A 15,799-nucleotide genomic window follows, 5' to 3' on the forward strand; every position below is an offset into this window, starting at 1 on the left:
AGATATAAAAAAAACTTTTTATGATTATTTCGAAATAGTCATTTCAACATCTCTTGGTAGCGCTAAATTACACTCAACCTCAATAGCTTTTATAATTGCACTTGGTACTGGGCAAGCTAAGTGTAAGCCACATTTAGAACTTAATTTATATACAAGAGATGTGGAGAAATTGTTAAAACACTCTTCTAATCCATTGACTTCTTTTAATTCTTTAGCAAGTCTTTTGATATTATCCGATTCACTCTCTATGCGGATTTCAACTAAATAACTATCTTGATCATTATCTTTTTTAGTAACTACAATTTTTGATTCTAGACCACAAATCCCAGGTTTTACTATTACTGTCGACAAAATTATTCTCCCCTTTTATACACATAATTTTATTCAGAAATTTATATTGACTGCTAGTAGTTGAAAATCAATTACTATTTTATTCGATGTAAAATATGTACCCATGATAACCAATAAATAAACATAAATACTAAGTGTACTAAGAAACAGTTATTATGAGTAATTCATCTGTTTATAGCCTATATAATACAGAAATTTCTTCTAATCAATTTTGGGACTATTCGTTTTCATGTACATTTGAACTATCAAGAATTTTATTTAGAAAATTCAGCTATTTTGATTCTAATTATGCTAAGGTTATAGTAAAATAGTATATATTTATAAAATATTTATCATACAATTATGTGAAAAATAATTAGGAGGTAAATTACAATGATAAAATCAAAATTAACACCAAAAGAAAATTATATGCGTATCGTAAGAGGTGAAATGCCAGAATGGGTTCCAATACATACTATGGGTATGCCAGGTTATAAAGGTGATACAGCATATAAAATGTGTGGTCCATTTTTGTGGCCCAACCCCCATATACCAACACCAGAACCTAGGTACGACATTTGGGGAGTAAAATATGTAACAAATGAAGAAACAGGTTATGCTGCTATACCTGAACCAAACAATTTTTTATTGGAAGATGTTACAAAATGGTATAAAGCAATAAAAAATCCTGAAATGCCTGATGTTGATTGGGAGCAACAAGCTAAGAAAGATTTTGCATTTGCTGAACTTGACCGTAGTACTACTGCAGCTATGGCGCCTATTGAATTAATGCCTTTTCAGCAATTGATCGCCTTTATGGGTTTTACCAATGGCCTTTGTGCAATGTATGAAGAACCTGAATCAGTAAAAGAATTACTTAATTATTTAGCAGATTTTATTGTTCCTATTGTTGAAAAGACAGTGGAATACTATCAGCCAGATATGGTTTATGTACTTGACGATACTGCTGCTCAAATGAATCCTTTTGTTTCTGTTGAAATGTATAGAGATATTTTAAAACCAATTTACGTGAGGTTAACAAAACCAGCCATCGAAAGAGGTATTCCTGTTCAGTTTCATAATTGTGGAAGATGTGAAGATTTTATTGATGACATGCTTGATTTTGGCGTTAGAATGTGGGATCCTGCTCAGACTACAAATGATCTATTAGGGATTAAAGAGAAATACAAGGGTAAACTCGCTATAGCGGGAGGTTATGACTGGGTAGTACCGATTACATGGCCAGAGGTTGACGAAGAAATGATTAGACAGACAGTAAGAGATTCTATAGATAAATTTGCTCCTGGTGGAGGATTTGCAATATCACCTTTTGCTTTAGGACCCGTTGATGATCCTATTATAAGCAAAGTTAATGAGTGGCTTTTGAATGAGGCTTATTATTACGGTAGGGACTACTATTTATAAATAGTAATTTTTAATAGTAGCAAAGAACCGAGTGACTCATCACATTTGAAATAAAACAACAGCCAATACATAATTGTACTGGCTGTATAGTTTGGTTTTTATTTATGCCTCGTCTGTAACGACTTGTTTAGACATTCTCTCGGCATTTACTCGTGCATATTTAGCTGCATCTTCATCTGTTATTTTGTAACCGAATAACATTATAAGTGCTGCTGAAATATAAAAGACTGCAGGGAAAGCGCCTATTAGCCACATGAATTTAGAGATAAAATCTGGATTAGGTGCCATACCTGGAGTGTATCCAACAAATGCTAGACCGTATCCTCCTAGCGCACCACCAAGTGCCAAGCCTACTTTCATTGGTATATTCATCACACCTATTGCTACAGCACGATTGTCTTTTCCTGTTTTATAGAATCCATATTCACCAATATCGAGCACATAGTTTGCTCCAAAACCCATATAGAAATACATACCTAGTGCATTAAAACAACTTAAAACTATAAAAACTATCAAAGAGGTCCTTGCAAAGAAGGTTATAGCAATGCTACCTACTGCATAAACTAGTAGTCCAACGACCATAGCATTTTTCTTGCCCAACTTTAAACCGAATTTTGGGCCTATTATACTAGCTACTAACCCAAAAACTGTTGTAGAAGTCATAGCTACTGACATCAATATTAGATTCCCTAGTACAAACATAAAGTAATATGCCATAATACCTTGGACAAGCATCATACCTACATAAAAAAGTATACTTGATGATATGTACACTAATAATTGATTATTAGTAAAAACTGAATTTATCATGTCTTTAACTGTTACTGTAGGTGAATTTATATCTGACTCCTTTGATTGTGGAAGATCGTAGGGTGCAGAGGCTCTTGTCAACACTGTAGCGCCAATAAGGTAAACGAGTCCGAATAATATTGAAGCGATTAAATATGAGCTGTTATTACCTACAATAGGTGTTAGAAATTGTATTAAAGGAAGAGCTATAGCAGATGTTATTATCATTGCTGCCGCCATAAATTGAGAAGTTCTAATTGATAGTTTTGCACGGTCTTCCATATTTGTACCTGCCATAGCTGAAAGAGTACCAAATTGAGCTATTTGAAGGAAGTTCATAGACCAATGTAACATAGCATAACCTATGATAGTAATTATCATTTTAGGTATGGTAGAAAGTGCTGAAGTATCAATAAATTGAATAATACAACCGAGAAATACAACAAAACGTAAGATTAAAATCCAAGAACGAAATTTACCCCATTTAAACCTTGATTTTTCGACAACGCCTCCTGAAATTAAACCAATCAAAAAGTCGAAGATACGTGCAATTAATAAGGTGGTTCCCATTAATGCTGCACTATAATATAAATTTTCTGTCATAAAAATTGTGAGATAACTCATAGGTATTGCGATACCTACACTTACTGAAAATCCATAAAATGCATACGAATTAACTTGACCTTTAGTTAAACTAGCCATTTTGTAGCCTCCTATTATTTATGATATGATAGAATATTTATTTGTTATTTATATATTACGATATTTCGATCCCTCCTTTAAATTATAACTGTAGTACTGCAATGTTCGTTTAGAATAATATTACCTATACGATGCATTTCTACATTTTATAAATAAATAACATATTATAATAATATTATAAATATCTATCGTTTTATACAGGCTAATAATACAAAAAATTAATATGTATTTCATATGATTAATACTAAAATTTTATAAAAATAAATTAGGATGATGGTGGATTTATGAAATTAAGTATGTGGATGATTGCAAATTGTTTAGAGGATTATTCAACAGAAATTAACATTAAAGAGAATGCTTTAGCAACATTGAAAAGTGTCAGATTAGTTCCTATTGATCATTGTGTACATTTGATGCAAAAAGATCAAGACGTGGTTTGTACCGGAGAAGGCGATACTATTATTTTATATAAGATGAGTGTTGAAAATGCTTTTGAAATTTTAGCTGAAATTTTTGATTTCTACGATGAGTGGGATGATAAAATGAGGGAGTATGCGGAAAAATTTGATTTTGATACAATAATAGAAGAATGTTGGCACATTATTAACAATCCTATTGCTTTTATAGGTAATAACAAAAAGGTGATAGCAAAAACAAAACAGTATGGTATAAATGATGTAAACGATGAATGGAGATATATTAGTCTACACGGCCATGTTTCAATTGAGTCCCTTAAAAAAGCTGTATTTGAAACTCAAAATATGTATACGTGTCAAACATACCGTTTTGATTCTGATAGTGATTTGGATTTTATGACATGTCCAGTAGTGTACGATAATATTGTATACGCGCGTTTTATTGTTGTACAAAGAGATAGAAGAATAAATTTAGGAGATGAGCAAATCCTAAAACACTTGTCAAAAATTATTGCACATATAATGATGAGATTAGAATCCAATGAAAAAGGTTTACAAGGGCAAGACACTTTATTTAAGATTTTAAAAAACTATTCCGTTAGTAGTGACGAAATAGAAATGTTTTTAAAATATCATTATTGGAATAAAAATGATCCCTTAAGAGTATGTGTATTAACACTTAAGCCAGAAGATACAATGGAAAAGAGCTTGTTGCTAATTCAACAGGATATCAATAAATTGCTTCCTGAGTGTCCTTCTTTAATATTTCAAAATAGAGTGATGATAGTAGTTAATGAGGCTATAACACCAATTTTTAACAAAATCCATTCTTTGGATCTTGAAAATAAGATGATTGCAAGTATTAGTTTGCCATTTATAAATTTAAAGTATTTGAAGATGTACTGGTTACAAGCACTATATGCAATTGAATATGGGAAAATATACAATAAAAAATCAAATTTATACGAATTTTATGATTATGCTATAGATTATATTATCGATTCTGGAGTTGCAGAAGAAAAAGTATGCGCTTGTCATCCAGATATTATGGATATGCATATAAATAAATCAGATTCAATTAAAACTATTGCTACGTATTTAAATAATAACTGTTCATTATTAAATACATCAAAGGAGCTATTTATACACAGAAATACCTTGGTTTACCGTATTAATAAAATTATTGATGGAATGAGATGTGATATTGAAGATAGCTACACTAGAGACTACATGTCCTTATCAATTAGGATACTTGCACTTTATGACCAAAAAATAAAGCAAACAACTCTTGATATTAATGCTGTATTATAATATATAGTAATATTATAATAGCAAAATTTACAATATAATAAAATAATCATTACTCTGTTAGTATTTGGAATATATAAATTATTAGAATTATAGCCATACATGTATTTATGCAATTTCATTTGCAATTTGTACATGTTTTTATATTTATTTTTCTCTTGATAATGTATAATAAATAGTAATGTAATTAAATTGTAGGGGGAATAATTAATGAGAAGAAAACAAATTTTAGTTATGGCATTAATAATTGCTGTTGTTATGTTAGCGGGATGTTCAGGAAGTTCACCTGATGATACTGTTTATAAAATTGCAACAGACACCACATTTGCACCATTTGAATTTCAAGATAGTTCTGGTAATTATGTAGGAATTGATATTGAAATTTTAGAAGCAATTTCTGAAGATCAGGGATTTAAATATGAACTTAATCCTCTTGGCTTTAATGCGGCAGTAGCTGCTCTTGAATCAAATCAGTCTGATGCAGTAATTGCAGGTATGAGTATCACAGAAAAGCGCGAGCTTGTATATGATTTTTCTGCACCTTATTATGATTCTGGTGTTGTAATGGCTGTAAGTGCTTCAAATGAGGCTATTAAAAAATATGAAGATTTAGATGGTAAAAAAGTAGCTGTAAAAGTTGGTACAGAAGGAGCTACATTTGCTGAATCAATACAAGATACATATGATTTTGAATTAGTTTATTTTGATGAGTCACCATTCATGTATGAAGATGTAATTACAGGTAATTCTGTTGCGTGTTTTGAAGATTATCCTGTAATGGGATATGGCATATCTCAAGGTAATGGGCTTAAGATGGTAACAGAAATGGAAAAGGGCTCGTCATATGGTTTTGCAGTACTTAAAGATAAAAATACAGAATTATTAGAAATGTTTAATACAGGACTTGTGAACATAAAAGAAAATGGAAAGTATAAGGAAATTATTGACAAGTATATTTCCGTTGAATAATGAGGTATTAATATGAATTTAGGTAAAGTATTTAGCGAAGTTAGTCCTTTATTATTTAAAGGAGTACAGGTAACATTAGAAGTGACGATATTGTCACTTCTAATAGCATTTATGTTGGGATTAGTTTTGTCTCTAATGGGATTATCAAAGACACCTCTTCGTTGGATTTCTAAAATATACGTTGGAATTATCAGAGGAACACCATTGATGGTACAGGTTTTTTATCTTTATTTTGCAATACCCCAGCTTCTTCAGTTTTTAGGTTTTGATGTACGTTTTACTTCTTTTACTGCTGGTCTTATTACTCTAACGCTTAATGCTAGCGCGTACATGTCAGAAATATTTAGAGGTGCAATATTAGCCGTAAACTCAGGTCAGATGGAAGCAGCTAGAAGTCTAGGTCTGTCAAGAGGACAAGCTATGAGGAAAGTAATTTTGCCACAAGCTATGCGTATATGCTTACCTTCACTGGTAAATCAGTTTATTATTACATTAAAAGACTCTTCCATTATTTCCGTAATAGGTTTTGCTGATATTATGTACCAGGCAAAAATTTATGTAGGTCGATCAATGCAGGCTTTTGCTACATATACTTGGGTAGCGATATTTTATTTAGTCGTAATTACTATTCTGACCCAAATAGCCAAGATTGTGGAGAGGAAGGTGCAAATATGACAGCACAAATAAAAGTAGATAACTTACATAAATACTTTGGTAAATTAGAAGTACTAAAAGGTATTAATATAGAAATTTTCAAAGGAGAAGTTGTCTGTGTTATAGGGCCTAGTGGTTCAGGGAAGTCAACTTTTTTACGGTGTTTAAATCGTCTAGAGGAACCAACAGAAGGTGATATTTCTGTCGATGGAAAGATAATAACAAATAAGGATGCTAACATTAATAAAATCAGAACTAATATCGGAATGGTGTTTCAGCAATTTAACTTATTTCCACATCTTAGTGTTAAGAAAAATATTATGATGGCACCTCTTGAATTAAAATTGAAAACTACAGAGCAAGCTGAAAATAAAGCTCTTGAACTTTTAAAACGAGTTGGTTTATTAGATAAGGCAGATGTAATGCCTAGACAACTTTCAGGTGGACAACAACAACGTGTGGCTATTGCTAGAGCACTTGCAATGGAGCCAGCTATTATGTTGTTTGATGAACCTACTTCAGCTTTAGATCCAGAAATGGTAGGAGAGGTTTTATCAGTAATGAAAGAACTTGCATCAATGGGGATGACAATGGTTGTTGTAACTCATGAGATGGGATTTGCTAAAGACGCAGCTGATAGAGTTTTGTTTATGGATGAAGGTATTATTATGGAGGAGGCTCCTCCATCAGAAATGTTTACAAATCCCAAAAATCCAAGAACTATAGAATTTTTGAACAAGGTTTTATCAGCGTAAAACATGGTAATTAATTGTGGATATTATTATTACATTATGCATTATTAAGTTGGTTAGAAATTAACTGTTAAGGTGCAATTATTGCCATAAAAACATGAATACATTAAGAATAAAAACTTGTAAATGATATGAATATTGGTTTGCTATAATATAAGTGTGGAAGGAATGTAGATCGTCTAATTAAATGATCTATATTCCTTTTCTATTATATAAACGTATACGATGTTATTATATTAAAAATTACATTGAGCATAATTATTTTAGTAAGAATATGGTATTATTATATATATATATATATATATGTAATAGAGAAAGGAAAGACAATAATGAGTGGAATTATTACAACAAAGGATTATTTAGTACATAGTTATGAAGTCGATAATTTTTATAATTTGCTACCAGAAGTTCTATTAAGATATTTACAGGATATTGCAATGGAACAGAGTGAAAGAATAGGTGTTGGATTAGAATATATAAAGGAGCATAGGCTAAATTGGATTATAACTAGATATCATGTAAAGGTACATAGTTATCCTAAATACAACGATAAGATTAGTGTTACCACAAATGCTGTTGGCTTTAATAAAGTATTTGCATACAGAGATTTTAACATCTCAAATAATAGTGGAGAAATTTTAATTACTGCTAATTCCCAGTGGCTACTCATTGACGGTGATACACAAAGGATGTTAAAAATAGGTGATCAATTTTACCAAGCATATGGTATTGATAAGAATAAAAAAATAGTTGTACCATTTAATAAGTTAGTAACACCTCAGAAAAGTTTAATAATAAGAAGTTTCAAATCAGGGCGTTCGGATATAGACTTTAATGGTCATGTAAATAACACAAGATATATTGCATGGACTTTAGACGCTACACCAGAAGAGACACTAAGAGATTATACATTGTGTGAATTTGATATTGTATTTAAGAAAGAAGTGCTATTAAATAATGAAATATCTGTAACCACAGACATTGTAAAGTTAGACGAAAGATTAGCAGGTTACCATGAAATCAAAAATGACCAAAATGAGGTAGTATGCTGTATTAATACTATATGGGATACTAAGTAGTTAGTATGTGACATAATAATAAAGTGATCCATAAAAAACAAGTAAATTACAGAATTTAAATAAAAGGATGTAGTAGATGATTAATTTATTATGGCTTATTTTGCTACCAATTACAGTTTCAGCTTCTTATACGATACTGCCATCAAAAATATCTAAATACATAATGGTGATACTACAGTTAGTTTTGGTAATCATAGCATCAGTGAACTTTGCTTACGTAAGGTTCAATGGGACAGTATTACAAAACATAGGTGAGTGGCCAAGATATGTAGCTATTACATTGAGAGCAGACTTACTTGCGACTGTAATGGTACTATTAACAGTTATCTTATTTTTGGGTATGGTTTTGTATAATGTGAAAGAAAAGTATTGTGATAACTTATTCATGTTTCTATTTATTGTACTAGAAGGTTTAATTATAACTTTGTTTTTATCAAATGACTTGTTTAATATATTCGTGTTAATCGAAGTAGCTACTGTTCTAATTAGTGTGCTTATTATGTTTAAAAAAGACAGTCAGTCAATATACGATGGTATGCTTTATCTACTTATAAATGTTGTTGCTATGTCATTTTTCTTATTAGGGGTAGGTATATTATATAAAGTATTAGGAGTTATCGATTTATATGGTATTGAATCAGCTATAAAGGTCTTAGATAGTCCAGCTAGTATTATACTTCCATATGCTTTTATAATAACTGCTGTAAGTTTGAAAGCAGCTTTGATGCCATTGTTTAGTTGGCTACCTAAAGCTCATGGAACTCCTAGTGCACCTTCTGTAATATCTGCAGTGCTTTCAGGGCTCTATGTGAAGAGTGGAATATATTTATTTATAAGAGTACAGCAGGCATTTTCATCTCAGATAGATACTACAGATTTTTTCTTAGTAATGGGATTTATTACTGCAGTAGTAGGATTTATTCTCGCAATTGCACAAAAAGACATAAAACTTATTTTAGCATACCACACAGTTTCACAGATTGGGCTTATAATGATGGGCCTTAATATGAATCATATCGAGACAAATTGGGGAGCGATTTATCATATTATAAATCATGCATTTTTTAAGTCAGCACTTTTTCTCACTGCTGGAATGATTATAGATGAATACAAAACGAGAGATATATATAAGATAAAAGGTGCTTTTAAGAGAATGCCTTTTGCTTCTATTGCCTCAATATTTGCTATTTTAGGAATAACAGGAGCCCCTCTTTTTAATGGGAGTGTTTCAAAGTACTTGATAGCATATGGGACAAGTGGTAGTTGGGCTGAGTATGGATTGATTCTAGTTAACTTAGGAACTATTATATCATTTGTAAAGTATTCTCAAATGTTTTTTGGTGTAGACACTGGCAAAAAATGCAAAAGTGATATTTTTAGAAATTCTGTTGTATTGGCGCTAGGTATTATATGTTTTATAGGCGGAATATTTGGAGAAGAATTGATAGAATTATTATTTGATGTAAAAATACCGGTTGATCCTTTATTATATGGTTCAAAGGTTATCATGTTTATAATAACTCTTTTTTTCGGTGTTCTCATATATCATGGATGGTTAAAAAAGAGTAATTTCATGAGTAAATTAAATAAATTTGAGTTAAGTTTTAATGGCGTATGTTTAACTATAACTTTATTCTTTTCTTTTACCCTAGTATATTTAAAAATGACACATTAATTTGATCAAATATTAATTATATAAAACCTATAATAAGGAGGAAAAAATGATTACTATTATTGCACGATTTAAAATTAAAGAGGGAAAAATTAAACTAGCTAAAGAAAAATTGTCCGAATTGGCAAATGCCTCTAAGTTTGATAAGGGGTGTGTTTCGTATCAATTATTTGAAGATGTAGGTGATAAGAAGGTATTGGTGTTTATAGAATCTTGGAATACGATTGAGGAGCAAACTGCACATATGGATACGCCACATATAAAAATTTTCAATGATATTGCCAGTGATATTATATTAGATGAACCTACAGTTACAATTTTAAAACCAATATAAGTATGATAATGAGGGAAAATCAAGACAAAAATCAAGACAAAAATCGATTAATAAATGATATGTCCATTAACATTAACATAGGATGTTGATATAAAAAATGGAGGAGATTTAATGAAATACACAATTGAAAAATCAGTTTTTAACCTTAATCAAAATATCAAATTTGGGATAATAATAGGTAAAAATATTAGAAACACTCAGACAACTTTAAAAGATGAACAAAGGTTGAGAAATGCAGAAGATAAAATGCGTGAAATATATAAGGCTGAACAAGTTCGAGAATTAACAAATGTTGCTTCATATAGAGAAGTTATGACAAAGGCAGGAATAAACCCAAATAAATTTCCAGCATCTGTTGAAGCTATGTTTAAAAGAATTTTAAAAGGAAGCCAACTGCCTACAATTAATGCATTAGTTGATTTATGTAATGCTGTATCAATTGAAAATGTTATTTCTTTAGGAGCCCACGATTTAATTGATCTTAAAGATGATCTAGAAGTTAGAATCAGTAGGGATGGAGATGTATTTTTGCCATTTGGTGCCGAAGAATATGAAAATGTCGAAAAAGGGGAACTAGTATTTACAAGCGGAAATAAAGTTCAGACTAGAAAATGGGTGTGGAGGCAGAGTGAGCTAGGGAAGACTACGTTAAATAGTAAAAATGTATTTTTCCAGATAGTTGGGTTTGATGACAAACAAAAATCATCATTATGTAAAACAATGGAGGATATCGAACACCTCGTAATAAATCGTTTTCATGGAACTTGTGAAAAGTATATTGTGGATTTACAGACTCAAACTATAAATTTTTAATCATATCATCTTAATATAGGGAAGTTGTATATGATACTCTGTCATATATATAATTTAAGGAGGAAAAGTATGAGATTAGATGACCCAGGAGGTATTGATATGATCTTGATCGGTGCTAATATTATTAATATATTTATCATATTATTCTTTTTAAGTATATCAATATACGCTTTTATTATTTTTGTCAAATTATCTAGAAGAGGTATTAAAGTGCTAGACATATACATAGAGAAGAACAAAAACAATAATAAGCCCTAAATTAATAAAATACATTTTAAAAATATGATTATGCTTATTACATAACATGAGGTAAGGACATCTTTATGAAAAGCACGTCTATTTTTAACATTATATTTTATTATAAGCTACTGTATAATAGGACTGATACTTAAGTATTTACAGTAAATGTATATGAAAGGAATGAGTAGTATGTATAAATTAAAGCCTGTACCAATAAAAGTTTTAAAAATGCGAGATAAATATCGTAATACAATACCAAAAGTGTGCACTTCAAGGTTAAAAATAGTCACAGATTTTTATCAAAATAATCCTAATATTACAGGTATTTTGAAGAGAGCTATGGTGTTTAAAGAAATCGCAGAAAAGACGCCAATTCTTATCAGTGAAGATGAAGTTGTCGTAGGTAGTATGGCTTCTACATATCGTGGTTCTGCTTTATTTCCAGAAAATGATATTACGTGGATGCAAGCTGATTATGACAATGGAAAGTTATTTAATAGAGAACTTGATCCATATATTATTGATGAAGAAGACTGGGAATACATAAAAAGCGTTATACCATATTGGAAGAAGAATTCTTTAAGTGCTATGGTTGACCAGTATATTCCAGAGGGATATTTTTCTGCAGTTGGCAATCAGGTTACTGTTTATAATAGTGAGGGCATTTGTGCTGCACCTGTAGGCCATTTCTGTTCGAATTATGATAAAGCAATTCGTAAAGGATTTGGTGCGGTAAAAGCAGAGGCTCAAGCTAAGATGGCTGAAATGGAAGGACATATGGAAACTGATACGATTAAACAATACAACTTTTATCGTTCAGTTGTAATCGTTTCAGATGGTATGATTGTTTTATCAAAACGATATGCTGCAGAAGCAGCACGACAAGCTGCAGAATGCACGAATTCTGAAAGAAAAGCAGAGTTAGAAATGATGGCAGACTCCTTAAACTGGATTATGGAAAATCCTGCTCGTACTTTCTATGAAGCTATTCAGGTAATGTTCTTGTATCAAATTGGAATGTGCTTACATAATAATATGCATGGGATTAGCTTTGGACGTGTTGACCAATACCTAGGAAGTTTCTACGAAGCTGATCTGAAAGCTGGACGTACCACACCTGAAAAGGCGCAAGAAATTTTTGATTTATTTGCTTTAAAAGTAGCAGAGATGAATAAGATATGGTTTAGTGGAACAACACTTACAGTTACTGGATATACAGTCGGTCAGCTGATGACACTAGGTGGTGTTGACAAGGAAAATAATGATGCAACTAATGCAGTTACATATATGATGCTTCAGACAGCAGGGCGTTTGATTCTACACGATCCACCAATGGCATTGCGTATCAATAAAAATACACCAAAAGAATTATGGGAAGCGGCTTTAGAAACTACCAAAATATGTGGTGGTGTACCCACTTTTGAAAATGATGATGTCATTATCCCTGCACTAATGAAGAATGGACGGATGAACCTTGAGAGTGCAAGAAATTATTGTTTGATAGGATGTGTTGAACCTGGTGGTACTGGGGATGAGTGGCCAGCTTGTGGTGGTTCAGGTGGAGAGGCTTACTGGAATATGCCTATGGCTATTATCCATGCTATTAACGATGGTAATAATCCTATGACTGACCGTTATGGAAACAAAAGTGATAAAAGAACTGGAGCTCACACAGGTTATCTTTATGAGATGGATACATTTGATGATGTTCTAGAAGCTGTTACAACACAATATAAATACTTTTTAGAGTGGCAGATGACAATGGTTAATATGTTTGAGGTAGTTGCTGCAGAGCATATGGCTCAACCACTTATTTCTTGTATGATGGATGGATGTATGGAGTCTGGGAAAGATGTAATGAATGGTGGCGCAAAGAACAATAGTTGTGGAGTGCCTGGTGTTGGTATTGGAAATGCAATTGATTGCTTGGCTGTAATTAAATATATGGTATATGACCATAAGCTATGTACTGCGAAAGAATTGTATGAGGCTGTTATGAACAACTGGGAAGGAAAAGAAGATTTGCATCAGTTCATATTGAACAAGGTTCCACACTATGGTAATGATAATGAATACTGCGACGAGTGGGCTAAGTGGCTTTTAAATCTATTTGCAGATATAGTTTCTTCATTTACTAACATTCGGGGATGCAAATTTGCACCGGGATTATATCCAGTAGCAACAAATGTCTTATGGGGACTACTTACACCTGCGACACCTGATGGACGAAGAAAGCATGAACCTTTATCTGATGGTATTTCTCCTGTACAACAATTGGATAAAAATGGACCTACTGCTTTACTAAAATCTCTTGCAAATATTCCACAAGAAAAATATTCAAATGGTACACTATTAAATATGAAATTTCACCCTACAGCACTCAGCAATGAAACTGGAATGGCTAAGCTTGAAGCGTTGATGAAAACTTATTTTAGTATGGGCGGTATGGAGATGCAGCTCAATGTAGTTAGTGGAGAAACTCTACGTAAGGCACAAGAAAATCCAGAAGAATATAAGGATTTGGTAGTTCGCGTTGCAGGTTATAGTGCATATTTTGTGGAACTTTTTAAAAATTGCCAAGATGATCTGATTCAACGTACGGAATTAACATTATAAATAAATTTATAGGAGTATTGCTATGAGTGGGATAAATTTAAAAGGCAAAGTATACGATATTCAAGGATTTTCTATTCAAGATGGACCAGGTATAAGAACCACAGTATTTTTGAAGGGATGTCCTCTTAGTTGTCCTTGGTGCCATAGCCCAGAGTCACAGGCTTTTGGCTCACAATTAAGTTGGATGTCAATGAGGTGCATAGGAATAGAACAATGTGGTAAGTGTTTAAATGTGTGTGAAAAGGGAGCTATTACACCGGGAGAAGTAACGAAAAAAAGTGGAACTGATGAGGATATCCAGTATGTTCATATTAATAGAAAAATATGTGATAATTGTGGAAGCTGCACTGAAGTTTGTTATCCAGGCGGATTAAGTATGTGTGGTGAAGAATACACAGTAAATGATTTAGTAGATCGAGTTTCTAAAGATACACCTTTCTATGAACAGTCAGGTGGTGGTGTTACGATTTCTGGTGGAGAAGCACTCTCTCAACCACAGTTTGTATTTGAAGTGCTTAAGAGCCTCAAAGAGATAGAAATACATACTGCTCTTGATACCACAGGATTTACTGATGGTAAGAATATTGATGCTGTATTGCCCTATACAGATTTATTTCTTTATGACTTAAAGCATATGGATAGTGTCCAACATAAGCAGGTAGTTGGAGTAGCAAATGAGAAGATACTAGAAAATGCAAAACGTATAGCAAAAGCAGGTGGAAAAATTCAGGTACGTATTCCAGTAATTCCACACTTCAATGATTCACAAGATAATATTAGGCAAACAGGGGAATTTTGTAAATCATTAGGAGAAGCTGTTGTCCTAGTTCAACTATTGCCTTACCATAATTTGGGAATTACAAAATATCAGAGGATATTTGACGATGTTAAAGTATTAGAAGCAGAGCCACCATCAGATGAGAAGATTCAGAAATTAAAAGAAATTCTTGAAGATTTTGGTTTAACAGTTACTATCCATTAAATGCAATTTAAGTGTATTTTGAAAGGAAAATAGTTTAATTTATATCAGTAAAACTAAAAATATTAGTATAAGTACCCTATAGAAGACAGCAAAGTGCTATATAGGGTACTTTTAGATAGGAAAGTTTGACTAACTCGCGAAACTAACTTATCATTTGAATCAATATAGAGGCATTAGAATTGAGTTGAGTTCCTCCTGCTAAGGTTTGTAAAGTAACTGCAGCACTACTTGTATGGTTTCTTAAAGTCAATACATCACCTGCAGCTGCTGTGATAATTACCATACCTGGATTAGGTTGAGTACCCGCTCCTGAACCATATATAGCACCATCAACGGGAGCACCATTTTGGAACAGAGTAAACTGATTTGGTTCAACACCCGCTACATTAAACCAAACTGCATAGTCTCCTGCATTTACAAGGGAGATAGTAGTTGTACCAGGTGCGTGAATGATACCTGGTGTGATTATACCATTATTACTAAAGGGAATATCTTCTTCTAATGCAATTACGCCAGCATCGGTATTATAAATATAGGCATACTCTGCTAATCCTTGTAAACCAGCAGGTCCAGTAGGGCCAGTATCACCAGTAGGCCCAATAGGGCCAGTATCACCAGTAGGCCCAATAGGTCCAGTATCACCAGCAGGCCCAATAGGTCCAGTGTCACCAGTAGGCCCAATAGGTCCAGTATCACCAGCAGGCCCAATAGGTCCAGT

General features: G+C 32.3%; 15 protein-coding genes. 12 read left to right on the forward strand and 3 right to left on the reverse strand.

The genetic code is table 11. The features are described 5' to 3' along the window. Positions 1-24 precede the first annotated feature (24 nt). Positions 25-351: a DUF6951 family protein gene (locus tag GC105_RS11920; RefSeq protein ID WP_152805072.1), complete on the reverse strand. Its 327-nt coding sequence runs from the start codon at positions 349-351 to the stop codon at positions 25-27. A 372-nt stretch (positions 352-723) separates the two neighbouring features. Here GC105_RS11920 and GC105_RS11925 point away from each other — a divergent pair, with 372 nt between their 5' ends. Then, complete coding sequence (locus GC105_RS11925; RefSeq protein ID WP_152805073.1) at positions 724-1,755, forward strand: uroporphyrinogen decarboxylase family protein; 1,032 nt, start codon at positions 724-726, stop codon at positions 1,753-1,755. Between the two features lie 102 nt (positions 1,756-1,857). Here the strand turns inward: GC105_RS11925 and GC105_RS11930 are convergent, their stop codons facing one another. After that, complete coding sequence (locus GC105_RS11930; RefSeq protein WP_152805075.1) at positions 1,858-3,246, reverse strand: MFS transporter; 1,389 nt, start codon at positions 3,244-3,246, stop codon at positions 1,858-1,860. A gap of 284 nt (positions 3,247-3,530) precedes the next feature. Here GC105_RS11930 and GC105_RS11935 point away from each other — a divergent pair, with 284 nt between their 5' ends. From GC105_RS11935 to GC105_RS11985, 11 genes are all read left to right on the forward strand, one after another. Beyond that, positions 3,531-4,973, forward strand: coding sequence for a PucR family transcriptional regulator (locus GC105_RS11935; RefSeq protein WP_152805077.1), 1,443 nt, complete (start codon positions 3,531-3,533; stop codon positions 4,971-4,973). 207 nt (positions 4,974-5,180) lie between these two features. After that, positions 5,181-5,939 carry a transporter substrate-binding domain-containing protein gene (locus tag GC105_RS11940; RefSeq protein ID WP_152805079.1) on the forward strand — a complete coding sequence of 253 codons (759 nt, stop codon included), beginning with the start codon at positions 5,181-5,183 and terminating at the stop codon, positions 5,937-5,939. Positions 5,940-5,951: 12 nt separating this feature from the next. Further along, on the forward strand, positions 5,952-6,614 hold the full coding sequence (locus GC105_RS11945) for an amino acid ABC transporter permease (protein ID WP_152805081.1): 663 nt from the start codon (positions 5,952-5,954) through the stop codon (positions 6,612-6,614). Continuing rightward, positions 6,611-7,348, forward strand: a complete 738-nt coding sequence (locus GC105_RS11950; RefSeq protein WP_152805083.1) for an amino acid ABC transporter ATP-binding protein — start codon at positions 6,611-6,613, stop codon at positions 7,346-7,348. The genes GC105_RS11945 and GC105_RS11950 overlap by 4 nt, the downstream gene beginning before the upstream one ends. A 326-nt stretch (positions 7,349-7,674) precedes the next feature. Continuing rightward, the gene (locus tag GC105_RS11955) at positions 7,675-8,424 is read left to right on the forward strand and encodes an acyl-[acyl-carrier-protein] thioesterase (protein WP_152805085.1); all 750 of its coding nucleotides are present in this window, start codon (positions 7,675-7,677) and stop codon (positions 8,422-8,424) included. A 76-nt stretch (positions 8,425-8,500) separates the two neighbouring features. Then, positions 8,501-10,099 (forward strand): complex I subunit 5 family protein, encoded by a 1,599-nt coding sequence (locus GC105_RS11960; protein ID WP_152805087.1) that lies wholly within the window; start codon positions 8,501-8,503, stop codon positions 10,097-10,099. A 46-nt stretch (positions 10,100-10,145) separates the two neighbouring features. Continuing rightward, entirely contained in the window at positions 10,146-10,430 is a 285-nt protein-coding gene (locus GC105_RS11965; RefSeq protein WP_152805089.1) for a putative quinol monooxygenase, read from the forward strand. Between the two features lie 111 nt (positions 10,431-10,541). Then, a complete protein-coding gene (locus tag GC105_RS11970) occupies positions 10,542-11,243 on the forward strand; it encodes a B3/B4 domain-containing protein (RefSeq protein ID WP_152805091.1) in 702 nt (233 codons plus the stop codon). Between the two features lie 69 nt (positions 11,244-11,312). Further along, on the forward strand, positions 11,313-11,501 hold the full coding sequence (locus tag GC105_RS11975) for a hypothetical protein (RefSeq protein WP_152805092.1): 189 nt from the start codon (positions 11,313-11,315) through the stop codon (positions 11,499-11,501). 171 nt (positions 11,502-11,672) lie between these two features. Continuing rightward, on the forward strand, positions 11,673-14,099 hold the full coding sequence (locus tag GC105_RS11980; RefSeq protein ID WP_193708405.1) for a glycyl radical protein: 2,427 nt from the start codon (positions 11,673-11,675) through the stop codon (positions 14,097-14,099). Positions 14,100-14,121: 22 nt separating this feature from the next. Further along, the gene (locus GC105_RS11985) at positions 14,122-15,081 is read left to right on the forward strand and encodes a glycyl-radical enzyme activating protein (protein ID WP_152805096.1); all 960 of its coding nucleotides are present in this window, start codon (positions 14,122-14,124) and stop codon (positions 15,079-15,081) included. 142 nt (positions 15,082-15,223) lie between these two features. Here GC105_RS11985 and GC105_RS17500 read toward each other — a convergent pair. Continuing rightward, on the reverse strand, positions 15,224-15,799 hold a 576-nt coding region (locus GC105_RS17500; protein ID WP_152805098.1), incomplete at its 5' end, for a BclA C-terminal domain-containing protein.

Source organism: Alkalibaculum sporogenes (genome assembly GCF_009362815.1).
Lineage (GTDB): Bacteria > Bacillota > Clostridia > Eubacteriales > Alkalibacteraceae > Alkalibaculum_A > Alkalibaculum_A sporogenes.